The sequence below is a fragment of the Streptomyces sp. SolWspMP-5a-2 genome (assembly GCF_900091845.1).
In the GTDB taxonomy this organism is placed as follows: Bacteria; Actinomycetota; Actinomycetes; order Streptomycetales; family Streptomycetaceae; genus Streptomyces; species Streptomyces doudnae.
On the sequence record NZ_FMCI01000250.1, the window covers coordinates 72,204 to 97,304 of the forward strand.

Sequence of the window (25,101 nt, forward strand, 5' to 3'; positions counted from 1 at the left end):
CGACGAGCCAGCACCGGCCGAGGCCGGCGACACGGGCGGCGCGGTCCCTGTTCACCAGGGACCGCGCCGCCCGCGCTCGTTCCGGATACCCCTCAGAAGCCGTCAGCGGCCCCCAGAGGCCCTCGGAGCGGGCCCCGTGCGGGAATGCGCGTCCACCGCCTCCAGAGCGGTGGAGACGCGCGTGTAGACGCCCGGACTCCCGGCGCGGCCGCAGCCGCTCCCCCAGGACACCAGGCCGATCAGCTTGCCGTCGGCGACCAGCGGCCCGCCGCTGTCCCCCTGACAGGCGTCCCGGCCTCCTGACGCCTCCCCGGCGCACACCATGCTGTCCGCCTGGTAGGTGCCGTCGGCGCTGCCCGGGTAGGCCGTCCGGCAGCGATCGTCGGGCAGCACGTGCACGCGTGCGGCGTGCAGGGTGCGCGCGTAGTCGCCCCCTCCCGTGACATCGCCCCACCCGGTGACCCGGGCCTTGGTGCCGGGCTCGTACGCGGCGTCACCGGCGGGCGCCATCCCGATGACCGCGCTCTCCGCCGCCGGCTCGGCGAGGGTGAGGACGGCGAAATCGCCGGCGTTGGTCACGCTGTCGTAGCCGGGGTTCACCCGGACGTCCCGCACGGCGATCTCGTGCCCCTGGTCGGAGGCCAGGTCGGTACGCCCCGTGATGACCTTGAGGTCCTTCACCTTGTTCGGCGGCGCCCCCAGCACGTCGTCACCCATGCAGTGGGCCGCGGTGAGCACGGTGGTGCGGCCCACCAGCACTCCCCCGCAGAACTGTCCCGCTCGCGTACCCCCGAATCGGTCACGGCTGGACAGCGCCACCGTCCACGGGGCTTGCGAGACGTCGATCGCGAACCCGCCGACCACCACATCGGCGGAGACGGGCGCGGCCGAAAGCAACGGTATGGCGGTCACCGCGGCCACCAGGGCCAGCGGCCGGGCCAGGGCCCGGACGGACGGACGGCGCATGCACGCTCCTCACTCTGGGGTGGTCATGAGACACCCAGAGTGGTCCAGTCCGTCGCGCCGCGCACCCGCGCCGGAGCGCGAAAAGGCCCGGTTCTCTGTGCGAGAACCGGGCCTTCCGTGATCTGGGGACGCGATCAGTCGAGGTAGTCGCGCAGCACCTGCGAACGCGACGGGTGGCGCAGCTTCGACATCGTCTTCGACTCGATCTGGCGAATCCGCTCACGCGTGACGCCGTAGACCTTGCCGATCTCGTCGAGGGTCTTCGGCTGACCGTCGGTGAGACCGAAACGCATCGAGACGACGCCCGCCTCGCGCTCGGAGAGGGTGTCGAGGACGGAGTGCAGCTGCTCCTGCAGGAGCGTGAAGCTGACCGCGTCGGCCGGGACGACCGCCTCGGAGTCCTCGATGAGGTCACCGAACTCGCTGTCGCCGTCTTCACCCAGCGGGGTGTGCAGGGAGATGGGCTCACGGCCGTACTTCTGGACCTCGATGACCTTCTCCGGGGTCATGTCGAGTTCCTTGGCCAGCTCCTCCGGGGTGGGCTCGCGGCCCAGGTCCTGGAGCATCTGGCGCTGCACGCGCGCGAGCTTGTTGATGACCTCGACCATGTGCACCGGGATGCGGATGGTGCGGGCCTGGTCGGCCATGGCGCGCGTGATGGCCTGCCGGATCCACCAGGTGGCGTACGTGGAGAACTTGTAGCCCTTGGTGTAGTCGAACTTCTCCACCGCGCGGATCAGACCGAGGTTGCCCTCCTGGATGAGGTCCAGGAAGAGCATGCCGCGACCGGTGTAGCGCTTGGCCAGCGAGACCACCAGACGGAGGTTGGCCTCCAGGAGGTGGTTCTTGGCGCGGCGGCCGTCCTCGGCGATGATCTCCAGCTCGCGCTTGAGCTTCGGCGCGAGCTTGTCGGCGTTGGAGAGCTTGTCCTCGGCGAAGAGGCCCGCCTCGATGCGTTTGGCGAGCTCGACCTCCTGCTCGGCGTTGAGCAGCGGGACCTTGCCGATCTGCTTGAGGTAGTCCTTGACCGGGTCGGCGGTGGCGCCCGCGGCGGCGACCTGCTGGGCCGGCGCGTCGTCCTCGTCCTCGTCGGAGAGCACGAAGCCCGCGCTCTCGGTGCCCTCGGGTTCGTCCCCGGTCTTGGGGGTCTCCTCGAGCACCTCCTCCTCGACGACCTCGGCGTCGTCCTTCTTGGCGCTGGTCTTCTTCGCCGCGGTCTTCTTGGCGACGGCCTTCTTCGCCGGTGCCGCGGTCTTCTTCGCGGCGGTCTTCTTGGCGGCGGCCTTGCGGACGGACGTGTCGCCCTCGCCCGCGGCGTCGGCGGTGGACGCCCCCGGGGTGGCGGTGGCGGTGGCCTTCTTGGTGGTCACCGTCTTGGCCGCGACCGTCTTGGTGGCGGTGCGCTTGGCCGGACTCTTCGCTGCGACGCTCTTTCGGGTGCGCTTCGGCTCCGCGGCACTGACCATCAGCGTCACACCCTCTTCCTCGAGGATCTGGTTGAGGCTGCGCAGTACGTTCTTCCACTGAGTGGCCGGAATCTGGTCAGCTTCGAAGGCCCGACGCACATCGTCGCCGGCGATCTGCCCCTCAGCCTTTCCCCGCTCGATCAGAGCCATGACAGAGACGGACTCGGCGATCTCCGGCGGGAGCGTACGGGATGTGCTGGCCGACACGAACAACCTCTCGGAACGTTGGAAAACGGCTTCCGGCCCCGTCCGTGCGGACAGGAGCCGACCACCGGCTTGGGGATGGGCCGACGGTGCGGGCGGGTGCCGGGAGGATGCACAGCGCCGTGAGCGGCGTCCGTATTCCCTCCTCGGCTGTCACCTCTTAGGTCATCGCGCAGGTTCGCCGAGCGTTACGCCCAATCTGCGTGGCCCGAGTCACACCCCGTAAGCGCGCAAAAACGGTCAGATACGGGCAGAGGAGGTCGTGCGGTGCCTGATCCGGGATCCCCCGGACGGTGCTACCGCCTCACAGGGCGGCGTCGGACCCCGCAGCACCCGGGGCGGGCCTGCGGGATCCGACGGGACGCACGGCACAGGCCGCGCGACGCCTGGGGACGACTTCGAGCGTGCCGCCCACGGCGGGCGGTCAGTGCTCGCGCGGCGCGGGCACCACGCGCTCCACCTCGGGGTGAACGGTGAGCAGTTGGCGCATCGCGACCTCGGCGGCGGTGCCGTCGCCCGCGGCGAGCGCGTCGACGATCCGGCCGTGGTGCCCGAGGGACGCCTCGTTCGGACGGTCGCAGCCGGTGACCGGGCTGCCCGACACCTGGAGAGCGGCCGAGACGATCCCGGAGAGGTGCTCCAGCATCCGGTTGCCCGCGAGCTGGATGAGCAGCGAGTGGAACTCGGCGTCCGCGCGGGAGAACGTCAGGGCGTCGCCCTGCCCCATGGCGTGGCCCATGATCTCGACCATGTCGCCGAGGCGCTGCTGCACGTCCTCACGGCCGTGTCCGGCGGCGAGACGCGCGGCGAGCGGTTCGATCGTCCAGCGCAGCTCGCTCAGCTCACGGCGCTGGTCGTCGCGCTGCGGTCCGAAGGCGCGCCATTCGATGATGTCGGGGTCGAGGAGGTTCCAGTCGCTGACGGGACGCACGCGCGTGCCGACGTTCGGGCGGGCGCTGACCAGGCCCTTGGCCTCAAGGACGCGGAGCGACTCGCGGACGACGGTGCGGGACACCTCGAAGCGCTGGCCGATCTCCTCGGGCACCAGGGGGCGGTCCGCGCCGAGGTCACCGGAGACGATCATCTGTCCGAGCTGCTGGACGAGTTGGCCGTGCAGCCCGCGCCCGCGGCTGCCGGAGGCCCTCCTGCCGACGCGGCCGAGATCGGATTCCGTGCCCTCCCAGGACGGGATTCCGACACGGTCGGGACCAGGGGCGTCGGCGTAGGGGTAGCGGTCGAGTTCGCCCGGACCGACCAGACCTGAGTCTGCGGAGCGGGCGGCGGTCATCATGGTGTGCGCAAGGGTACTCACGGATCATTTGTCGGCGCTGTCTCCAACTCCCTTGAGGTCTTTGGTGAAAAGCACACGAAAGGGTGATCGCTCACCCCGTCGCAATTGACGACTTATCGGACAGAAATGGGCTTTCCCAGGGGAGTTGCGCGCAAGGGGGCTCCACGGGGTGCGGACTCCGGTCAGCGAAGCCTGGTGCGCAGCGTCGTGAACAGGTACGCGCACAGCAGCACGGTCACCGACAACGCCAGGGCGCTGCCGACGGGTTGGGCGAGCACGCGGGCGACGGCGACCAGGTAACGCTCCCCGCCGAACGGCCACTGCACGAGCAGCACCTCGCGCACCCGCAGCGGGAATCCGGCCGCCGTCCGCACCGACGGCCCCTCGAACGCCTTGTGCACCAGCGGGACGACGACCACCGGCACGGCGAGCACGGCCGCGAGTCCGGCGGTGGTGGACCGGAAGACACCGGCGGCGAGGACCCCGGCCCAGGCACACCCGATGACGAGTCCGAGCCAACTCGCGCCCGCCGGGAACCAGTCGGCGGGAACCTGGGTGAGTTCCCGTCCGTATACGAGGTAGAGCATCTCCGCGTCGCAGCCGATCGCGAGGACGGCCAGCGCCAGCGCGGTGGCTGCGGTGACGAGGAGCTTGGCGGCGAGCAGTCCGAGTCGGCGGGGCACGGTCCCGCGGTCCGCGGCCAGGGCAGGGTGGCGGAACTCGTCGCCGAAAGCCAGCGCGCCGATCAGGCCCGCCCCGAGCGCCGCAGGCGGCAGGGGCACCTGCTGCGGCCAGGCGGCCAGCAGACGCGCCTGCGGGGTGTGCCCGATCCTGGCCAGCAGGACGGCGGTGACGACGGACACGACGAGCACGGCGGCCGCGATGAGGAACCCCGTGCCGATCCCGGTGGCCCGGCGGATCTCGTAGCGCAGGGGACGCAGCGGACTGGGCGCGGACCGCACGGAGATGGGCGGCGGCAGGGCCGGGAGGGCGTCGAGGGTGCGGGGGGCACCGACCCGCTTCCGCTGCCCTGAGGGAGGCTCGGGGCGGGTGGTGGCCGCGCTCCTCGCAGCGGACGGCGACCCCGCGGTCACGGCGGGACACGACGCCCCGACCGCGCCCGAGCGCTCCGGTTCCGCGCCTGCGGCCGGGGCCCCGTCGGCGTCCCCCTGCGCTTCGGCTGCCGAAGCGGCGGCGGTGTCGGGTTCCGTTCCCGCTCCTGGGCCCATGTCACCGACCTCGTCGGCGAGTTGGTGGACGAGGATGCCGTGCCGGAACGCGGTCTCGCCGACGTCGGCGCACGTGCCGCCGTACACGGAGAGGCGGTTGCCGCCCTCCCGGACGACCTCGACGGAGCGGCGGTCGGCGCGCGCCTCCTTGGCGAGCAGCGCGGCGAGCCGGGCCGCGTGCGGGCTGCGGACGGCGACGCGGGGGCGCAGCCGGGTGCGGGCGAAGTCCGCGGCGGCCTGATCGGCGACGACCTTGCCCTTGTCGAGGGAGACGACCCGATCGGCGCTGCGGGCCACCTCCTTGGGGTCTCCCGCGGTGATCAGGACCGTGCCGCCCTGGGCGGCGTGGGCACGGAGCATGCCCTGCAGCCAGCGCGTCTCGCGGGCGGAGAGGCCGTCGGCGGGATCATCGAGGACGAGGGTGTGCGGGTCGGAGAGCAGGACGCAGGCCAGCCCGAGGCGCCGGTCCATGCCCCGGGAGAGAGTGCCGAGGCGTTCCTCGCGCAGGCTGACCAGGCCGACGACCTCCAGGACCTCGTCCGCGCGGCACACAGGGACCCCCGCGGCGGCGCAGAGCATGCGCAGGTGGCCTCGGACGGTGCGGGCGGGGTGGCCCGGCACGTCCCCCAGGAGCACGCCGACCTCACGGGACGGGTGGGAGATGCGGTGCAGGGGGCGGCCTCTGAAGTAGGTGATGCCGCGGCCCTGTTGGAGTTCGAGCATGAGTCTGAGCGCCGTGGTCTTCCCCGCACCCGGGCCTCCGAGGAGGGCGGTGACGTGTCCTGCGCGCGCCTCGAAGGAGATGTCGTCGACGGCGGGCGGAGTGTCCTTGCGGGGGTTGCTGGTCAGTCCGAAGGCCTGGATCACCCACAGCAAGATAGCGGTCTATGTCGGTATTTTCGGTCACGCAAGGCCCGCTCCGCGCACGGCGATCGGCGCGGACGCGTCCCCGCTCGGCACGGGCTCCCAAGTGCTCGGTCTGGGGTGCGGCCCGCGCCGTGCGGTCACACTTCGGGCCGCAGCATGGGCGGGTTGAGGAGCGTGGCACCGCCCGCCCGGAAGAGCTGGGCCGGGCGACCGCCCTGCCGGGTCGTGGTCCCCCCGGTCGGCACGAGGAATCCCGGCGTTCCCGTCACCTTGCGGTGGAAGTTGCGCGGGTCGAGCGCGACGGCCCACACCGCCTCGTAGACGCGGCGCAGCTCTCCGACGGTGAACTCTGTGGGGCAGAACGCCGTGGCGAGGGACGAGTATTCGATCTTGGATCGTGCGCGTTCGACCCCGTCGGAGAGAATCCGTGTGTGGTCGAAGGCGAGCGGAGCGGCCGCTTCGCCGTCGCGCCCGTAGCCCTCCTGCCGGAGGAGTTCCTCGACCGGCGCCCAGCGGGCGTTGCTGGCGTCGCCGCCCGCCCGGGGCGCGGGCAGGTCGGGGGCGAGTGCCAGGTGGGCGACGCTCACCACGCGCATCCGCGGGTCCCGCTCGGGGTCGCCGTAGGTGGCGAGTTGTTCGAGATGCGCGCCGTTGTCCCGGGCGGGCACGGCGGGGTCGTGCGCGTGCAGCCCGGTCTCCTCGGCCAGTTCCCGCGCGGCGGCCTGCGCGAGATCCTCGTCGGCGCGCACGAAGCCGCCGGGGAGCGCCCAACGCCCCTTGAACGGTGACTCCCCCCTGCGCACCGCCAGCGCGCACAGGGCGTGACGGCGCACGGTCAGCACGACCAGATCCACGGTGACGGCGAACGGGGGGAAAGCTGACGGGTCGTAGGGCATGCGACGATCTTAGTCGTCTGCCTGACGATAAACACTCCCTTCGTCGGCCCTTCCCTGGCTGATCCACTTCGGTCCGGCACGGGCTGCCGCGTCCGGTCCCGTCAGGCCCAGGACCCCGTGTTTCGGTCGCGCCCGGGTCACGTCGCCAACCGGAGTCCCTCGGCCGCCTCCTCGACCATGGCGAGGCCGAGCCTGCTCACCCGTACGGAGAACGGGGCTCCGGCGACCCGCAGTCCCGTCAGCACGATCTCGCCGAGAGGAGCGGTGTGCCAGGGGCGGAGGGTGACCGTCCCGGCAGGAGCGTCCGGGCGGATTCCCGCGAGGGTGGTGGCCAGCAGCACGCCGGCCGAGGCTGCGGTGGCGGCGGGACGGCAGGCGGCGGGGTGCGGGAGGGGCGCGCTCCCCTCGGTGCGCCGTTCGCCCGCGTACATCTCGGGGAGCCGGTGCCCGAAGGCGGCGGAGGCGGTCAGGGTGCCGCGCAGCAGTGAGGATGCCTCCTTCTCGTAGCCGGCGGCGGCCAGCCCGGCGATCGCGACCGCTGTCTCGTGCACCCGCACGGCACCGTCCCGATGGCCGAAGGGGTTGTGTCCGGGCTCCTGGGCTCCGAGCCCCCGCAGCCCCCAGCCTGAGTCCAGGGCCGGGCCGCCCAGGAGCCGGGCGAGCTGCTCGGTCTGCACCCGGTCCAGCAGACCGGGCGCCCATCGGCCACCGCCCAGCAGCCCGGTGTCCAGGAGGTGCGCGGCGGTCCCGGCCAGATGCGGTGCCAGGGTCCCGTCCGGCATCCTGGCGGCCGCCGGTCGACCTCCGCCAAGGTCCCCGATCCAGAACTCCGACTGGAAGGCCCGCCGCAGCTCCCGGGCCCACTGCCGCAGCTCGGCGGCCCCCGGTCTCCCGCAGGTCTCCAGCAGTTCGGCGCCGAGGACCGCTGCCCGGTGGGCGTGTGCCTGTGTCTCGCAGCGGACGGGACCGCCCGGCTGCGGGTCGGACAGGTAGGTGCGGTCGCCGACGGCCGTGAGGAGCCAGGACAGGCAGCGCTCGGCGGCGGGCAGCAGTTCCGTCGTGTCCCGCTCGGGCAGACCCCACCGGTACGCCTCCGCGAGGAGGGCGGGGAACAACAGGGTCGCGAGGGTGCCGGTGCACTCCGGCGGCAGCCGCGTGCCCGCGCCGCGCCGCGGCCCGGGAATCATGCCGGATCTGCCCGCGGGGCCACCAAGCTGGACACGGGCGAGCGCGCGCAGGGTCCCGGCGGCGAGTCCGGTACCGAGCGGCAGCGCCATCCGCGCGGCGGCCAGGGCCTCGGCGGGGGCCGGACCGCAGCGCCAGGGCGCTCCCGCCGCGAGAAGGACGTCCGCCGGATGCGCGGGGTCGCGCAGCAGCAGGGCCTGAAGATCCTCGACGCTGCTCCGCAGCAGTGGCTGGATCCCGGGTTCGTCGCCGGAGGCGTGGGCCTGGGCGAACGGACTGTTCGTCGAACGGGTGACGGTACGCAGGGCTCGGCCGCCCTCGGACCGCGTCCGCAGTTCGAGAGTGCGGCTCGCGCCCGGGAGCAGTTCGAACTCCCAGCGCAGCAGGCCCGCCGAGGCCAGCATGTCGGAGGGCGGCGGGTCCGCCGTGACCGTGACGGTCCCGGCCGCACCGGACCACCGCAGCCCGGATTCGTGCACACCGGCGGGCAGTTCGGGCCCGGAGGTGCCTGCGGCGATCGCGGCGAGTTCGGCCAGGTCGGTGCCGAGCGCCACCTCGACCGGTACCCGGAGGGGGCGGGGGGCCGAGCTGCGGAGCGTGATCCGCTCCGTGCCGTCCGCGCTCCTGACGCGTTCGACGGTCACGTCCGGATCCGGTCCGCCGAGCGGGGACGCGCTCAGGGTTCCGACGAAACGAGCCCGGTCGGAGGCCGTCATCCGGGCCTGCACGGCGACCGGTTCGCGCCCCGCCACCCGGACCTGGCACCGGGACAGCACGCGTCGGCCGGAGCGGTAGAAGCCCTCCAGTCCCTGGCCGTTCAGTTGCCCCTGGTCGGTGGAGATCGCGAGAGTCGGAAGGGCGACGCAGATCAGGGCGGTGTGAGCGGCCGGGAGCCCGAGGGACCGCCTCGGCGGCGGGAGCGGGTCGGCGGGTGTCGCCGGGCGGGGTGGACGGGTCGCCGTTGCCGGAGGGGTTGTGGCCGACCGGGGCACGGTGCCGGGCGGCTCGCAGCGCTCCGCCAAGGGCCGGAGAGGCGGAAGGGGAGGGAGCGGTGGAGGCGTGGGGGCGCGCTGTGCCGGAGGAGTCGGGGTGCGGTTCGGCCCCGGGGCTGCCGGATCGTCCCCTCCCGGCGCGGCGGGCCAGGTGGGATCCCAGCCGCTGACACGCCCGGAGGAGGCTGATGATCCGTCGGTGCCGGAGTCGTCGGCGGCGGCTGGGGTCGGCTGATGCATGAGGAGGCTTCTTCCGCGCTCTCTGCGCCTGGGGCGGGTGCGGCGCCGGGTTGAGGAGTCCGGTCGGACTGGGGCGGTGCGGTGGCGGCGCCCAGCCGTGGGTTCCGCCACTCAGGTGAACGGAACCGGCCTCCCCGGGGTCACGCCTCCGCCGGGACCACGGCGCCGAATGGCGGGCTCGGTGCGGACGGCTCCCGTGGGTACTCGGACGCGCCGTGCACGCGGGCGCGTGAAACTCCGCTCGTTCGCCCAGGTCGGGCGAGGCCCCCGGGCCAAGCGGAGCAGGCCAGTTCCGCAGCTCAGACGAGGCGGGGGCGGCAGGCAGCTCACGCTGGGCGGACAGTCCAGGCCAGGAAGGCAGGGCGGGCAGGACGGGCAGGACGGGCAGGACGGGCAGGGGATCATGCGGTGCGCGGCGCAGCCTCGGCACCCGTCGTCCGCGTGTCGTACCGGGGCCCTCCGTACGAGGCGACGGCGCCGCGCCCGCCCCGGTCCCGCTCACGCGCTCTCCTCGCCGTCCCCCGCCGGACGGATCCCTCCGCTGCCGTCGTCGCGGCGCTGCGGGGTCTCCTTCCGTGCCGGGCGAGGGCGCGAACCGTCGGCCCGTTCGCTACCGGGGTGTGTGCCGCCCGGTCCCGCGCCAGCGGGAGTGCGAGGGCGCGGGATCCGCGCGGAGCTCCCACGCCCACTCGTCCGCGCCGGACGGGACGTACCGCCCGCGCTGCTGCCGGTGCGGAGCCTGCGTCGGGCGCGGGAGGGCTCCGACTCAGGATGCGTCTCCTCGGCCGGGTCCCTTCGTGCCGGGCTCTCCTCGGTATCCGGGGCCCTGTCACCGCCGGCGCGCCGTGGCCCGGACGTCAACCGCTCCTGCTCCCCCTCCCCCGTTCCCGGGCGACCCCGTCGTTCCGAGCGGAGGCAGCGGCGGACGGACTCCGGGTCAAGACCCTCGTTGCAGGCCTGGTGCAGCAGCCGGGCGAAGAGGTACTCGGGGTCGACACCGAGGGCCATGGCGAAGGCCTCGCGTGCCTCCAGTTCGTCCCCCGTGGACCAGGCGACCCATCCGGCGAGGGTCAGCGGCGCCGCCGCGTGGTCGCCGTACGGTCCGACGCAGCGGCGGGCCAGGGCGCGCCAGAGACGGAGGGCCGGTCCCGCCTCGTCGCCCTCCATCCACTCGGCCGCGTGATCGCGGGTCCCGCGGTCCTGGAGGCCGAGGATCAGCGCCGCCGCCTCGTCATGACCGATCAGGTCGTCGTCGCGGAGGTCGGCGGGAAGGATCCCGGAGACGGGGCGGGCCTCAGCGAGGCGGCGCATGACGCGTTCGGCTAGTTCGAGGGTCTTCTCGGCCACTCCCACGCGGTCGGTGTCGTCCAGGATCTTGGGGATCAGTGCCATGGCGGCCTTGTCCAGAGCCGTCTCCTGTTCCAGCACGGCGGCGCTCTCCCAGGGCTGGAGCCGAGCCCGCAGCTCGCGCAGGGTGCCTCGGACCTGGAGCCCGGCGTAGGTCGCGGCGGCGGCCAGTACGGACGTGCCGGGCAGGCCCATCGGCAGTCCCTCGGGCGGGCAGCACGGCGGGTTGCCGCAGCTGTAGGACCAGAAGCGGGCGTCCGAGATGCAGAGCGCCTCGACCACCGACACCCTCAGATCGCCGCAGGCGTTCCGCAACTCCTCGGCGAGCGGGATCAGCCGCCGCATGACCTCCTGACCGGTCTGTCCTGGGGCCGGTTCCTGGCACAGGTAGATGACCAGTTGCCGCGGTCGGACTCCCCTGCGTTCGCTGCCCTTCACCAGCCCTCGGACCAGTTGGTCGGCGGCGGACCTCCAGTCGTCCGGGGACGTCGGGATGCCGAGCCGGGCCCGGCCACCGAACCTGCCGCCGCCTTCGTCGCCCTCCAGGGCGACCAGCACGATGCTGTCCTCCGGGCGGTAGCCGAGCAGGTAGGGCAGCGCGTCGGCCAGCTCCGCGGGGGTGCGCAGAGTGACCCCGTGCGCGGTGCCCGGTCCGCTGCCGACGACCGGTCCGGTGTGGATGTCGGGGCGGGTCGAGCCGCTGTGGAGGCCGTGTCCGTCGCGGGAAAGGTGCTCCTCACGTCCGGCCGCGCCGCCGTTCTCGGAGGATCCCGTGGTTTCGCCGTGATTCGTCATGCGCCGACGATCCCGCGAGCCCGGCGATTTGATTTTTCCCTGTGGAAAAGTCGAGCCAGGGACACGACAAGACATCATCAGAACAACCCCCTGACCTGCACAAATGCGCCTGCCGCAGGGCTGGCGATAGTCATACCGCGAGGCATGCCTCGCGGATCCGCCACGGCAGACTCCGCTGCCCGGCCCGGCCTCCGACCGTCTCCGGCCCGGATTGTCAGTCCCGTCCTGTTGGATGGAGGGCATGGAGCACACGAGCGACACGGAACTCCGGACAGCGGCCGACGCGGTCCTCGCCCGCCTCGTCGGGGACGCGACCGGAACGGCACGGCTGCGCGAGGACCAGTGGCGGGCCATCGAGGCGCTGGTCGCGCACGGACGCCGGGCGCTCGTCGTGCAGCGCACCGGATGGGGCAAGTCAGCCGTCTACTTCGTGGCGACCTCCCTGCTGCGGGCGCGCGGCAGCGGCCCGACGGTGATCGTGTCCCCGCTCCTCGCGCTCATGCGCAACCAGGTGGACGCCGCAGCGCGGGCCGGGATCCACGCGCGGACCATCAACTCCTCCAACATCGAGGAGTGGGGGACGGTCCAGGCCGAGATCGCGGCCGGGGAGGTCGACGTTCTGCTGGTCTCCCCCGAGCGGCTCAACAACCCGGACTTCCGTGACGAGGTGCTGCCCGCGCTCGCCGCCGCCACCGGCCTCCTCGTGGTGGACGAGGCGCACTGCATCTCCGACTGGGGACACGACTTCCGCCCCGACTACCGACGGCTGCGCACCATGCTGGGCGATCTCCCGCCCAGTGTGCCGGTCCTGGCGACCACGGCCACCGCCAACGCGCGTGTGACGGCCGACGTGGCGGAGCAGCTGGGGACCGGAGGCTCGTCCGACGCCCTGGTGCTGCGCGGCCCGCTGGACCGGGAGAGCCTGAGCCTCGGCGTGCTGCGCCTGCCGGACGCGGCGCACCGGATGGCCTGGCTCGCCGACCACCTCGACGAGCTGCCCGGTTCCGGCATCATCTACACGCTCACCGTGGCCGCCGCCGAGGAGGTCACCGCCTTCCTCCGGCACCGGGGACACACGGTCGCCTCCTACACCGGGAAGACGGAGAACGCGGACCGGCAGCAGGCGGAGGACGACCTGCTCGCCAACAAGGTGAAGGCCCTGGTCGCCACGTCCGCACTCGGCATGGGCTTCGACAAGCCGGACCTCGGTTTCGTCGTGCACCTCGGCTCGCCGTCGTCACCGATCGCCTACTACCAGCAGGTGGGCCGTGCCGGGCGCGGTGTCGAGCACGCCGAGGTCCTGCTGCTTCCCGGGCGCGAGGACGAGGCGATCTGGGAGTACTTCGCCTCGCTCGCCTTCCCCTCCGAGGAACTGGTGCGGCGCACTCTCGATGTCCTCGCCCGCGCCGAGCGCCCCTTGTCGCTGCCCGCTCTGGAGCCTCTGGTGGAGCTGCGGCGCTCCCGCCTGGAGTCGATGCTGAAGGTCCTGGACGTCGACGGCGCGGTCAAGAGGGTCAAGGGCGGCTGGATCTCCACCGGAGCCCCTTGGACCTACGACGCCGAGCGGTACGCCTGGGTGGCCCGGCAGCGCGGGGCGGAGCAGCAGGCGATGCGCGACTACGCGTCGACGACCGAGTGCCGGATGGAGTTCCTGCAACGGCAGTTGGACGACGAGGGGGCCAAGCCCTGCGGCCGCTGCGACACCTGTGCGGGGGCCCGGTTCACGGCCGACATGTCGCCCGCCGCGCTGGACGCCGCGCGCGTCGACCTCGGCAGGGCCGGTGTCGAGGTGGAGCCGCGCCGGATGTGGCCGACCGGACTGCCCGCGGTCGGCGTGGACCTGAAGGGCCGCATCCCGCCGGGCGAACAGGCCGCCGAGGGACGGGCTCTGGGGCGGCTCTCCGACATCGGCTGGGGCAACCGGCTGCGCCCCATGCTCGCGCCCACGGCGCCGGACGGTCCCCTGCCGGACGACGTGGCGCAGGCCGTCGTCGGCGTCCTGGTGGACTGGGCCAAGGGCCCCGGCGGATGGGCCCCTGGGGCGCCCGAGGGGCAGCAGCGGCCGGTGGGGGTCGTCACGGTCGCCTCCCGCACCCGTCCGCAGTTGATCGGCACCCTCGGAGCGCGCATCGCGGAGGTCGGCAGGCTGCCGCTGCTGGGCTCCCTGGAGTACACGGGAGACATCACGCACGTCTCGCGCAGCAACAGCGCGCAGCGCCTCAAGGCGCTCGACGGAGCGTTGAGCGTGCCGCCCGCGCTCGCCTCAGCTCTCGCGGAAGCGCAGGGCCCTGTGCTGCTGGTGGACGACTTCACCGAGACGGGGTGGACGCTCGCGGTCGCCGCCAGGATGCTCCGCCGCGCCGGCGCCCAGGGGGTGCTGCCCCTCGTCCTGGCCGTCCAGGGCTGACGGCACCGCCCGCCCGGGCGCGCCGCTCCACCCGCAAGCGCGCCACCCGCCACGCACACCGCGCGGGACCCGCTCACCTCACGGGACCCGCTCGCCCGACATGGCTCGCTCGCCCCACGGAACCCGCCCATCCCGTGGGTCACACCCGCACCGCTCTCCCGCCGACCGGGACAGGCCCGCGCCCGCGCTCTCCCGGCAGGCCGCCCGCAACGCCCTGGGCGACGGATGTCCCAACGGTGTCCGAACGTGAGGTGAACGAGCATCCCAGGCGTCGTCCCAGGACACATCGGGTGGGGATATACCCCGCGAACCATCGCATTCCGGTCGTCAGCCTCAATTGCTCGTTGCCGCATCCAAGTTCGACAGCAAGAATTGAACTCCACTCCCCGCACGGCCCGTCCGTGGTCCGGTAGGGCTCTGCTGCGGCGTGCGCTTCCCCCGATTCCGACCCCGCCCGCAGTGTGGGCGCGTAGCCGAAGGGAGGACCGTGACCTTCGGACTTGCTCCGTCCTCCGCGGCATCCATGTCGACGTCCGCCGCTTCCACCTCCTTGGCCCGCATGCTGGAGCCGGCCGAGTGGGCCGCCGCCGGAATCCCGCTGCTGCGCAACCCGCGTGAGGTCGTCAGCGGGCTCCACTCACGGCACCACCCCGGCCCGGCGACGGCCGTCGTCGCGGTACTGGATCAGGACGAACGGCTGCGCGCGAGCGCCTCATTCACCCGCCGCCCGGTTCCGCCCGACGGCTGGGTGTTCCGCAACGCACTCCTCGCGCAGTTGCGCCGGGTCATCCCGCACGACCTGCGCCGCCGCACCCCCGTCCGCACCGCCGTGCTGCTGTACTGCCGTGACGGCGACGCGCGGTGGACCGAGGAGGACGGCGCGTGGATGTGGGGTCTGCGTGACGCCTGCACGCTGCACGGTCTGCGCTGCGGCGCGTACATCACGCTGACCCGGGACGGCTGGCAGGTTCTCGGGGAGGGCCGTGGCGGGCGTCGCCCGAATCTGGACTCGGCACCTGAGCCCTTCGAGCTGTCCGAGTCGCCGCCCCCGTCACCCCGCACGGGGGGCGCCGCCTCGGACGTGTTGCGCCGCGCCGCGGCCCGCTGAGCAGACCGCCGACGTGCCGTGCCCCGCGCGCGGCACACCAGACGGCCCGCTGACCGTCCCCCGCGACGATCCCGGAGACGCCGCGCCGGTTCTCCGCAGCGACTCCGTACGCCTCCGTGCGACGACGCCGTGGGTCCGCCGCACGGAATCCGACGAACGCGCCCCCGCGGACCCGCAGGAGTGACAGGCTTACCGGCAACGACCGAAAAGGGCGCCGCCCTTTCGGGAACCGGCCACGCCTGCGCGCGCGGGCAGGCCGGTTCGCCCACCGTGCTCGGCGTCGCGACGCCAGTGCCTCACCTCTCCGACGCCCTCGCGGGACGACCGGAGCGGACTCAGGCGCTCTTGTTCAGCGCCGAGTTGATCTGCTGCGCGTCTCCGCAGACGATCAACAGGGCGCCCGCGCGGGCGCGGGCGAGCGGCAGAACGGTGGACGCGACCGTGGCGGGACCGCCGTTGACTGCGACCACGACCACGGGACGCTTCGCGGCCCGCTCGACGACGGCGGCGTCCGTGTAGAAGACGTCGTCGCGCGCGTCGTGCTGCGCCCAGTAGGAGGTTTCACCGAAGGACAGCTCGTGGGTGGCCCACGGGTGCTTCTCTCCGGTGGTGACGACCAGGACGTCGCCGGGGGCTCGCCCGGAGTCCAGCAGGAGGTCCACGGCCTCTTCGGCGGCGTCGAGTGCGCCGTCCGCCGAGGCGGGGATCAGCTGGATCTGCGGGGTGGCCGTAGCCGTGGCGGAGGCGGCCGCCGGACCCGAGGGTCCGGGGGTTGCCGCCGTCGCGTCTCGCGACGTGCGCTGCACCGGCGGGGTGGGCCGGAGCGGACCAGGACGACCGGGACGCGGCGGAGCCGCGGGGCGGGGGCCGGGTACGGGACGAGGGGTCGGCGCGGTGCGGGGACCCTGGGCACTCTCGTGAATCTGAGGCTCCTCGGGAATGAGAGGCATGGGCTGATTTGTATCAAACACTGGTGCGGCTCGCGTCAGCAGGTAGCACATGAGTGCGAGCGGAATCGTCAGAAATCGAAGCCGAGCTGGCCCTCGATCTCCGGAGCGCTTCCGTCCGCCCAGCTGCGGGCCTTCTTGAGGTGCCGCCACTGGGGCAGCGCATCAAGATACGCCCATGACAAGCGGTGGTGCGGGGTGGGACCCCGCTCCTCCAGTGCGGCCTTGTGCACGGGTGACGGATACCCGGCGTTGTCCGCAAAACCGAAGTCTGCATGGTCGACACCCAGTTCGGCCATCATTTTGTCGCGCTGAACCTTGGCGATCACCGAGGCCGCCGCGACGGCCACGCACGACTGGTCACCCTTGATGACCGTGCGGACCTTCCAGGGCGATCCGAGGTAGTCGTGCTTCCCGTCGAGGATGACCGCGTCCGGACGAACCGGCAAGGACTCCAGGGCACGCACGGCCGCCAGACGCAGCGCCGCCGTCATGCCCCGCTCGTCGATCTCCTCGGGTGAAGCGTGTCCGAGGGCGAACGACGTGACCCACTCACGCAGTTGAAGGTTCAGCGCGTCGCGGCGCCGCACGGTCAGCAGCTTGGAGTCGGTGAGGCCTTCGGGGGGTCGACGCAGTCCGGTGACCGCCGCGCAGACGGTGACGGGTCCGGCCCAAGCGCCGCGCCCCACCTCGTCGACACCGGCAATGATCTTCGCCCCGGTCGTGGCGCGCAGTGAGCGCTCGACGGTGTGGGTGGGTGGTTCGTACGGCATGGCGCACTAAGCCTACGCCGCCGGGACAGCCCCGCGACACCCCACCTCCCCGCGCGCGGCCACCGTCGTCACGAGGCGGGCTCAGCCGACGCCCGGCCGCAGCAAGGGAAGGGCGAAGCGGTCGACCATCTCCTCCAGCTCACGGTCGCTCCATTCGCATCCGTACATTTTCGAGCGGTACATCAGCATGGCCGGAATGGCGTCGAAGACGTGGTCGTCGGCCGCATCGGAGCGGACCTCACCCCTTGCGATCCCCCGGTTGATCACCTCCCGCAGAAGCCTCACCGTAGGTTCCACGATCCCCTCGAAGATGACGCCGTGGAACTGCTCCGCCTCCGCCGGATCGCATTCGTGAATCACTGACCGAACGGCGAAGCCCGGACGGGAGTACATCGCCTCACGCGCGGCCCGGCAGAGAGCGAGCAGGTCCTCGCGGACACTGCCGAGGTCGGGGGCGTCCTCGAACGACGGCAGTCCGACCCGCAGCGCGTCGGCGACGAGGGCCTCCTTGGATGGCCAGCGGCGGTAGACAGCGGCTTTGCCGGTCTGGGCGCCGGCGGCGACGCCTTCCATCGTGAGGCCGCTCCAGCCGACGGTGCTGAGCTGTTCCAGCGCGGCGTCGAGAATCGCGCGTTCGAGCACGGCTCCACGCCTGCGGGAGGAGGCCGCCTGAGCGGGGGCGGCCGTCCATCGCGGGGTAACCATCTGAGTTTCTCCAGCGGACAGAGGAGGGGGAGTTCGGGGAGATCGGAGACGCGGGCGGCGACCGGGGGGATGTGCCGCATGACGGCAAGTCAAGTGAACGCTTGCGTTCACTACTGCGGACTCACTACCGTGAAGCGCGCCAGTGAACGCAAGCGTTCACTAACTCACCCGTGGGGGATCCACAGTGACCACCTCTCCTCCGATCCAGGAACAGAAGCCCGGAGCCGCCCGCCGGAGCGGACGCCCCGGCATAGCGCTGGCCGTGATTGCGGCCTGCCAGTTGATGGTCGTGCTTGACGCGACGATTGTGAACATCGCGCTCCCACACATTCAGGACGCCCTCGACTTCAGCACCACCGACCTCACCTGGGTCGTCAGCTCCTACACACTCACCTTCGGCGGCCTGCTGCTGCTCGGCGGCCGGGCGGGCGACATCCTGGGCCGCCGCCGGGTCTTCATGACCGGCATCCTGCTGTTCACCTTCGCGTCGCTGCTCGGCGGACTCGCCCAGGAACCCTGGCAGTTGCTGGCAGCACGCGTCCTCCAGGGCATGGGAGGCGCCATCGCGTCGCCCACCTCGCTGGCGCTCATCACCACCACGTTCGCGGAGGGACCGCAGCGCAACCGGGCCTTCGGCGTCTTCGCGGCCGTCTCCGCGGGCGGCGGTGCCATAGGCCTGCTCGCCGGTGGCATGCTCACCGAGTGGCTCGACTGGCGCTGGGTCCTGTTCGTGAACGTCCCCATCGGCGTCCTGATCGCCGTTCTCGCGCCGCTGTACATCAGCGAGTCCGAACGGCACACCGGGCGCTTCGACATCCTGGGCGCCCTGACCTCGACCACAGGCATGGCAGCCCTTGTCTACGGCTTCATCCGCGCCGCGGACGAGGGCTGGCGGGACGACCTGACCATCGGGTCCTTCGCGGCCGCCCTGGTGCTGCTCGTTGCCTTCGTGCGGATCGAGTCCCGGGCGGCGGATCCGATCACCCCGCTGCGGATGTTCGCCGACCGCAACCGCTCGGGCACGTACGTGATCATGCTGAGCCTGGCCGCGGCGATGTTCGGGATGTTCTTCTACATCGTGCTGTTCGTGCAGAACGTGCTCGGCTACAGCCCGATCCAGGCAGGTCTCGCCTTCCTGCCGGTCACGGTCGTGATCGCACTGGGCGCGGGGCTCTCGCAGCGGTTCCTGCCGGTGCTCGGACCCAAGCCGTTCATGATCGCCGGTTCGACGCTCGCGATGACCGGACTGGCCTGGCAGGCGCTCATCAGCTCGGACAGCACCTATGTGAGCGGGGTGCTCGGCCCGATGCTCGTCTTCGGGTTCGGCATGGGCCTCAACTTCGTGACGCTGACCCTCACCGCGGTCTCGGGCATCGGCCCGCACGAGGCGGGCGCGGCCTCCGGGCTGCTCAACACCATGCAGCAGGTGGGTGGTTCGCTCGGTCTGTCCATCCTGACGACGGTGTTCGGGACGGCCAGCAAGAACGAGGTGCAGAAGCAGCTTCCGAAGTTCCTCGCGGACGGTTCCGCTGAGCAGAAGGCCGAGTTCGCCAAGACGCGTCAACTGCCCGCGCCCTGGGGCCACGACGTGCTCGCCCACGGCATCTCGGCGGCCTTCATCCCCGCGGCGGCGATGGCGGTGCTCGCCCTGGCCACCGCCTGGTTCGTGATCCGGGTCCGCAAGAGCGACCTGGACGCACTCGCCGGTACGGCCCAGGCGGCGGGGGCGCCGGCGGGCTGACACACCCGGGGGCACCTCGACGGACCTGGTGGATCTGGCGGACCTGGCAGATCTGGCGGGCTCACCAGACCCGCCGGACCTACCGGAATCGCCGGACCTACCGGACCCGTCGAAGCCGTCGAAGCCGTCGAAGAACGTTCCGGGGCGTCCCGACGGCACGCCCGGCGCCGCGGACACCGTGCGCGACAGGCTCAGCAGCGAGGTCGGTACACACGGCGCGCTCGTCACAGACGGCGACGGGAACGGCGTCGTCGACACCCTCCGCAGGGCACTCCCCCACAGGGAACTCAGCGCGGCCAGCCCCAACAGCACCGCCGTCAACAGATCGACTCTCATCACCACCCCCAAATCTCACCCGTGGCATCCGCCGTGCGCCGTCTCGGACTCCACACGGCGGATGTCATGACAACGGCTGAGCGGTCACGCAGAGTTCCCGTCGAGCACGGAGTGTTTCACCGAATGCGTTCACGGGGCCTGGAGTGACAAGGCGGCAGGCTCAGCGTGCGGCGGGAGATACTCCCGCGCCCCGACCCCGGCGCGCCAGCGGCCCGGCCTGGCCCGGCTTGGCCTGGCCCGGCCCGGCCCGGCCCGGCCGACTGAGCGTTCCAGCGCCCCGCCCCGCCCCGGAACCGGGCATGGACACTCCCGAAAACGGCACCAGGTGCGCTGACGAGCCCGACCCAGACCGTGATCCTCCGGCATCGCGGAGGCGCGTCCAGAAGCCCATCCAAGGACTCATGCGAGACACCGCAAGGCCGGGCCTCAGCGGGAGCCCGGCCACCGCCCCGCACATCACCCTATCCAGTGACCCCGTACGGCTCCGGGTCCCGCCACTGGTCGAAGGGACGGTCCAGGACGTACTTGCCGTCGTCTCCCAGGACGAGCATCCGCATCTCGGCGTTCCCGGGGTTGGACAGGGACTCGAACTCGTCGACCGTCCAGTGGAACCAGCGCATGCAGAACAGCCGCATGGCGAGTCCGTGGGTCACCAGCAGCACGTTCGACGGGTGGTCCGGCGCTTCGAAGCTGCGGTAGAGGCTCTCCAGGAAGCCGCCGACCCGGTCGTAGACGTCGGCCCCGGACTCTCCCTGGGCGAAGCGGTAGAAGAAGTGCCCGTAGGCGTCCCGGTAGGTCTTCTGAAGGCGCACGTCCTCGCGCTCCTGCCAGTTGCCCCAGTCCTGCTCGCGCAGCCTGGGCTCCTCGCGGACCCGTATGCGGTCGGGGTCGAGGTGGAAGGCCCGCAGGGTCTGGTGCGTGCGGCGGTACGGCGAGACGTACACGCTGACGCGCTCGCGTCCGAAGACCTCGCGCAGCCGCTTCCCGGTCTCCTCGGCCTGCTGCCAGCCGCGGTCGGTGAGGGCGAGCGCGTGGTCGGGCTCACGCTCGTACACGGTGTCATCAACATTGCCCGTTGACTCTCCGTGTCGGACAAGAACGATGCGCCGTGGTCGTGCCATGCCAAAACACTAGATCGTGGGAGGCCGGATCGAAGACTCCTACGGGCTCCGTACGGCGCAGGTCACACATTTCCCGCCCCACGGGCCTCACGGGTCACCCGCTCCACAGCCAGGCCTCACACCGTCCAGGACGGCTCGAGTTCCACGATGTCGCCGGTCATGGCGGCGACGTCGGCCTCGGTCTGGGCCCGGAGACCGAGCCGCTCCACCCGCTCGGTGCGGTACTTTCCGTGTTCGGCGGCGGCCTGCCACATGGACAGCACCATGAACTCGTTGCCCGGCGCCTCCCCGAACAGACCGCGGATCATGCCGGGCGATCCGGCCATGGCCGGATTCCAGACCTTCTCCTGCATCAGGGTGAAGTGCTCCACGCGCTCCTCGTGGATCCGGCAGAGCGCCACCCGGACCAGATCGGCTTCGGTGAAACGCGGTTCGAAGCCGGTCTTCACGTCGAAGCGGTAGTCGAAGAGCCTGACCTGCGCGTCTTTGAAGGTGCCCGCCTGTGTGGCCGCCAGCCGGTCGTGGGAACGGGCCATGAAGGAGTCGTAGAAGGCCCGGCTCTCCCAGAACGCGAAGACATGGGCCACCCCAGGACGCTGTCGGCTCCAGCCCCCGCCCTGCCCCCTGAACCCCGGCTCCCCCAGAAGCCCCGCCCATTTCCGCTGCCCTCGCTCGAAGCCGCGGCGGTCAACCACGGTGCAGCGCATCCACTTGACCAGCACCGCGCCATCGTACGGCCCCCGAACGTGGTGCCGGTCACGCTCTGGCGGACAACTGCGCAGCGCAGGCCCGCAGGTGCGTGGGAAGATGGACAATCGGCCTTGTCCGCAAGGCAGTTCGCGCCGATCGGCACACAGGGGAACGGGGAAGGGGAAGTCTGGTGAACGGCCTCAACAAGGGCCTCGGCAAGGTCGAGGTCGCGGTGAAGTGGGACCCCAGTCCGGCGGGAGAGCCGCCCACCGACCTGGACCTCGTAGCCGCCACCTATGCGGCGAACGACCCGCAGGGCGATCCGGCCTACCTGGTCTACTTCGACAGCCGCTCCCCCGACGGCACCATCTCCCTCAGCCGGGACAGCAAGGACGGCAAGGGCTTCGGCTGGGACGAGGTCATGTCGCTCGAACTCGACCGGCTGAGCGACGGCTACGCGCGCGTGCTGGTCGGCGTCGTCATCCAGCAGCGCGCCGGGGAGCGCACGTTCGTCCGCGTCGCCAACCCCGCCCTGCGCGTCCGCGAGGGCTACGACGTCCTGGCCGAGGACGACTTCGGGCAGGTCCCGCAGTCGACGGCGGCCACGGTGGCGGAGTTCGTGCGGGACGACTCCGGAGCCTGGACCTTCCGTCAGGGCGTGCAGGGCTTCGAGGACGACCCCGCCGACTTCGCCCGCGTCATGGGCCGCACCCGCCGGTCCTGACGCCTCGGGAGCCCGGGAGCGACGACGGGGAGGGTCACCGACGTGTGTCGGTGACCCTCCCCTCAGTGCCTGTCCGTCAGCTGCAACCGCTCGTCGAGCCGCAGCCCTCGCAGATGTAGCAGGATCCGGCGCGCTGCATCTTGGTGCCGCAGGAGAAGCAGAGCGGGGCGTCGGCCTGGATGCCGAGCTGCATCTCCACCAGCTCGGCGCTGGTGTGGGCCTGCTGCGGGACGGGCTTGGCCGCCTCGGTGCGCGGGGCGTCCACGGCCTTCAGGTCGGTCTGCCGGGGCGCCGACTGGGCGAGGCCCTCGACGTCGACGTCCACCTCGCTGGACTCGTAGGAACCCGTCTCCAGGTGGCGCTGGCGCTCCTCGGCGGAGTGAATGCCGAGGGCGGAGCGCGTCTCGAAGGGCAGGAAGTCCAGCGCCAGGCGGCGGAAGATGTAGTCGACGATCGACTGGGCCATCCGCACGTCCGGGTCGTCGGTCATACCGGCCGGCTCGAACCGCATGTTGGTGAACTTGGAGACGTACGTCTCCAGCGGGACGCCGTACTGGAGGCCCACGGAGACGGCGATGGAGAAGGCGTCCATCATGCCCGCGAGGGTGGAACCCTGCTTGGACATCTTCAGGAAGACCTCGCCGAGACCGTCGTCCGGGTAGGAGTTGGCGGTCATGTAGCCCTCGGCGCCGCCGACCGTGAAGGACGTGGTGATGCCGGGGCGGCCCTTGGGGAGGCGCTTGCGGACCGGGCGGTACTCGATGACCTTCTCGACGGTCTCGCGGATGGCCGCCTCGGTCTTCTCCGTGACCTCGGTCTTCTCCTTCTCCTTGGTCTTCGCGGAGAGGGGCTGGCCGACCTTGCAGTTGTCGCGGTAGATGGCGAGCGCCTTGACGCCCATCTTCCAGGCCTCGAAGTAGACCTCTTCGACGTCCTCGACGGTCGCCGTCTCCGGCAGGTTGACCGTCTTGGAGAGCGCGCCGGAGATCCACGGCTGGATCGCGGCCATCATCCGGACGTGGCCCATCGCGGAGATGGAGCGCTCGCCCATCGCGCAGTCGAACACCTCGTAGTGCTCGGGCTTGAGGCTGGGGGCGTCGACGACGTTGCCGTGGTCGGCGATGTGGGCGACGATCGCCTCGATCTGCTCCTCCTGGTAGCCCAGGCGGCGCAGGGCCTGCGGGACGGTGCCGTTCACGATCTGCATCGAGCCGCCGCCGACCAGCTTCTTGAACTTGACCAGGGCGAGGTCGGGCTCCAGGCCGGTGGTGTCGCAGGACATCGCGAGACCGATGGTGCCGGTCGGGGCGATGACGGACGCCTGGGCGTTACGGAAACCGTTCTTCTCACCGAGGTGCAGCACGTCCTGCCAGGCCTCGGTCGCGGCGGCCCAGATCGGCGTGTCCAGGTCGTCCACGCGGACGGCCTCGCCGTTGGCGTCGGAGTGCTGCTTCATGACGCGCAGGTGCGGCTGGGCGTTGCGCGCGTAGCCGTCGTACGGGCCGACGACCGCGGCGAGTTCGGCGGAGCGCTTGTACGACCGTCCGGTCATCAGGGAGGTGATCGCGCCGGCGAGGGCGCGGCCGCCGTCCGAGTCGTAGGCGTGGCCGGTCGCCATCAGCAGGGCGCCGAGGTTGGCGTAGCCGATGCCGAGCTGGCGGAAGGCGCGAGTGTTCTCGCCGATCTTCTGGGTGGGGAAGTCGGCGAAGCAGATGGAGATGTCCATCGCCGTGATGACCAGCTCGACGACGCTGGCGAAGCGCTCTGCGTCGAAGGACTGGTTGCCCTCGCCGTCGTCGTCCAGGAACTTCATCAGGTTCAGGGAGGCGAGGTTGCAGGACGTGTTGTCCAGGTGCATGTACTCGCTGCACGGGTTCGAGCCGTTGATCCGGCCGGACTCCGGGCAGGTGTGCCAGCGGTTGATCGTGTCGTCGTACTGGATGCCGGGGTCGGCACAGGCCCAGGCGGCTTCCGCCATCTTGCGGAAGAGGGACTTGGCGTCGACCTCCTCGATGACCTCGCCGGTCATCCGGGCCCGCAGGCCGAACGAGGCGCCCTGCTCGACGGCCCTCATGAAGTCGTCGTTGACGCGGACCGAGTTGTTGGCGTTCTGGTACTGGACGGACGTGATGTCGTCGCCGCCCAGGTCCATGTCGAAGCCCGCGTCGCGCAGGGCGCGGATCTTCTCCTCCTCCTTGACCTTGGTCTGGATGAAGTCCTCGATGTCGGGGTGGTCGACGTCCAGGATGACCATCTTGGCGGCGCGGCGGGTGGCGCCACCCGACTTGATCGTCCCGGCGGAGGCGTCGGCGCCGCGCATGAAGGAGACGGGACCCGAGGCGTTGCCGCCGGAGGAGAGGAGTTCCTTGGAGGAACGGATGCGCGAGAGGTTCAGGCCGGCCCCGGAGCCGCCCTTGAAGATCATGCCCTCTTCCTTGTACCAGTCGAGGATCGACTCCATGGAGTCGTCGACGGACAGGATGAAGCAGGCGGAGACCTGCTGGGGCTGCGGGGTGCCCACGTTGAACCAGACGGGGCTGTTGAAGCTGAAGACCTGGTGCAGGAGGGCGTACGCCAGCTCGTGCTCGAAGATCTCGGCGTCGGCGGGCGAGGCGAAGTACTTGTGGTCCTCACCGGCCTTCCGGTACGTCTTCACGATGCGGTCGATCAGCTGCTTGAGGCTGACCTCGCGCTGCGGGGTGCCGACCGCCCCGCGGAAGTACTTGCTGGTGACGATGTTGACCGCGTTCACCGACCAGAAGTCGGGGAACTCGACGCCGCGCTGCTCGAAGTTGACCGAGCCGTCGCGCCAGTTGGTCATGACGACATCCCGGCTGTCCCACGTCACCTCGTCGTACGGGTGCACGCCCGGGGTGGTGTGGATGCGGTCGATGCGCAGGCCCTTGGCCGTCTTGGTGCCCTTGGCTCGGGAACCTCGTGCCGGACCGCTCGCCGTCTCTGTCATGCCGCCTCCCTGTACGGGCTGAAACGCCCCGAAGTGCCGCGTTGTTCCCGTGGCACGGTGTGCTGTCTGATGTCGCGGGACACGCCTTTGGCGGCCCGCGGCAAGT

The 25,101-nt window shown here is 71.5% G+C and carries 17 protein-coding genes; 4 read left to right on the forward strand and 13 right to left on the reverse strand.

Annotation, left to right across the window (positions count from 1 at the left end; all coding sequences use genetic code 11):
* Positions 1 to 102: 102 nt before the first annotated feature.
* From GA0115242_RS24940 to GA0115242_RS24970, 7 genes are all read right to left on the reverse strand, one after another.
* Complete coding sequence (locus tag GA0115242_RS24940; protein WP_093832154.1) at positions 103 to 966, reverse strand: S1 family serine peptidase; 864 nt, start codon at positions 964 to 966, stop codon at positions 103 to 105.
* A gap of 134 nt (positions 967 to 1,100) precedes the next feature.
* On the reverse strand, positions 1,101 to 2,639 hold the full coding sequence (locus tag GA0115242_RS41860; RefSeq protein WP_093832156.1) for an RNA polymerase sigma factor: 1,539 nt from the start codon (positions 2,637 to 2,639) through the stop codon (positions 1,101 to 1,103).
* 421 nt (positions 2,640 to 3,060) lie between these two features.
* The gene (locus GA0115242_RS24950) at positions 3,061 to 3,948 is read right to left on the reverse strand and encodes a FadR/GntR family transcriptional regulator (protein ID WP_176729910.1); all 888 of its coding nucleotides are present in this window, start codon (positions 3,946 to 3,948) and stop codon (positions 3,061 to 3,063) included.
* 161 nt (positions 3,949 to 4,109) lie between these two features.
* Positions 4,110 to 6,023: an ABC transporter ATP-binding protein gene (locus GA0115242_RS24955; RefSeq protein WP_093832160.1), complete on the reverse strand. Its 1,914-nt coding sequence runs from the start codon at positions 6,021 to 6,023 to the stop codon at positions 4,110 to 4,112.
* 137 nt (positions 6,024 to 6,160) lie between these two features.
* Positions 6,161 to 6,919: an NUDIX hydrolase gene (locus tag GA0115242_RS24960; RefSeq protein WP_093832162.1), complete on the reverse strand. Its 759-nt coding sequence runs from the start codon at positions 6,917 to 6,919 to the stop codon at positions 6,161 to 6,163.
* A gap of 137 nt (positions 6,920 to 7,056) precedes the next feature.
* Entirely contained in the window at positions 7,057 to 9,336 is a 2,280-nt protein-coding gene (locus GA0115242_RS24965) for a glycogen debranching N-terminal domain-containing protein (RefSeq protein WP_093832164.1), read from the reverse strand.
* A gap of 498 nt (positions 9,337 to 9,834) precedes the next feature.
* On the reverse strand, positions 9,835 to 11,478 hold the full coding sequence (locus GA0115242_RS24970) for a DUF4192 domain-containing protein (RefSeq protein WP_093832166.1): 1,644 nt from the start codon (positions 11,476 to 11,478) through the stop codon (positions 9,835 to 9,837).
* 241 nt (positions 11,479 to 11,719) lie between these two features.
* Between GA0115242_RS24970 and GA0115242_RS24975 the strand changes: the two genes are divergently transcribed.
* A complete protein-coding gene (locus GA0115242_RS24975) occupies positions 11,720 to 13,885 on the forward strand; it encodes a RecQ family ATP-dependent DNA helicase (protein WP_093832168.1) in 2,166 nt (721 codons plus the stop codon).
* A 487-nt stretch (positions 13,886 to 14,372) separates the two neighbouring features.
* Entirely contained in the window at positions 14,373 to 14,993 is a 621-nt protein-coding gene (locus GA0115242_RS24980) for a hypothetical protein (protein WP_093832170.1), read from the forward strand.
* A 335-nt stretch (positions 14,994 to 15,328) separates the two neighbouring features.
* Here GA0115242_RS24980 and GA0115242_RS24985 read toward each other — a convergent pair whose 3' ends face one another.
* The 3 genes from GA0115242_RS24985 to GA0115242_RS24995 form a co-directional block, all read right to left on the reverse strand.
* Complete coding sequence (locus GA0115242_RS24985; protein ID WP_093832172.1) at positions 15,329 to 15,943, reverse strand: hypothetical protein; 615 nt, start codon at positions 15,941 to 15,943, stop codon at positions 15,329 to 15,331.
* A 68-nt stretch (positions 15,944 to 16,011) separates the two neighbouring features.
* Positions 16,012 to 16,713, reverse strand: a complete 702-nt coding sequence (locus GA0115242_RS24990) for a ribonuclease HII (protein WP_093832174.1) — start codon at positions 16,711 to 16,713, stop codon at positions 16,012 to 16,014.
* A gap of 81 nt (positions 16,714 to 16,794) precedes the next feature.
* Positions 16,795 to 17,418 carry a TetR/AcrR family transcriptional regulator gene (locus GA0115242_RS24995; RefSeq protein WP_093832176.1) on the reverse strand — a complete coding sequence of 208 codons (624 nt, stop codon included), beginning with the start codon at positions 17,416 to 17,418 and terminating at the stop codon, positions 16,795 to 16,797.
* 184 nt (positions 17,419 to 17,602) lie between these two features.
* Here GA0115242_RS24995 and GA0115242_RS25000 point away from each other — a divergent pair, with 184 nt between their 5' ends.
* Positions 17,603 to 19,159: an MFS transporter gene (locus tag GA0115242_RS25000; protein ID WP_093832178.1), complete on the forward strand. Its 1,557-nt coding sequence runs from the start codon at positions 17,603 to 17,605 to the stop codon at positions 19,157 to 19,159.
* Between the two features lie 797 nt (positions 19,160 to 19,956).
* Here GA0115242_RS25000 and GA0115242_RS25005 read toward each other — a convergent pair.
* A complete protein-coding gene (locus GA0115242_RS25005; RefSeq protein WP_093832180.1) occupies positions 19,957 to 20,616 on the reverse strand; it encodes a histidine phosphatase family protein in 660 nt (219 codons plus the stop codon).
* A gap of 116 nt (positions 20,617 to 20,732) precedes the next feature.
* Positions 20,733 to 21,338 carry a YdbC family protein gene (locus GA0115242_RS25010; protein WP_093832182.1) on the reverse strand — a complete coding sequence of 202 codons (606 nt, stop codon included), beginning with the start codon at positions 21,336 to 21,338 and terminating at the stop codon, positions 20,733 to 20,735.
* A gap of 158 nt (positions 21,339 to 21,496) precedes the next feature.
* Between GA0115242_RS25010 and GA0115242_RS25015 the strand changes: the two genes are divergently transcribed.
* Positions 21,497 to 22,030, forward strand: coding sequence for a TerD family protein (locus GA0115242_RS25015; protein ID WP_093832185.1), 534 nt, complete (start codon positions 21,497 to 21,499; stop codon positions 22,028 to 22,030).
* Positions 22,031 to 22,106: 76 nt separating this feature from the next.
* Here the strand turns inward: GA0115242_RS25015 and GA0115242_RS25020 are convergent, their stop codons facing one another.
* Positions 22,107 to 24,995 carry a vitamin B12-dependent ribonucleotide reductase gene (locus GA0115242_RS25020; protein WP_093832187.1) on the reverse strand — a complete coding sequence of 963 codons (2,889 nt, stop codon included), beginning with the start codon at positions 24,993 to 24,995 and terminating at the stop codon, positions 22,107 to 22,109.
* Positions 24,996 to 25,101: the final 106 nt, after the last annotated feature.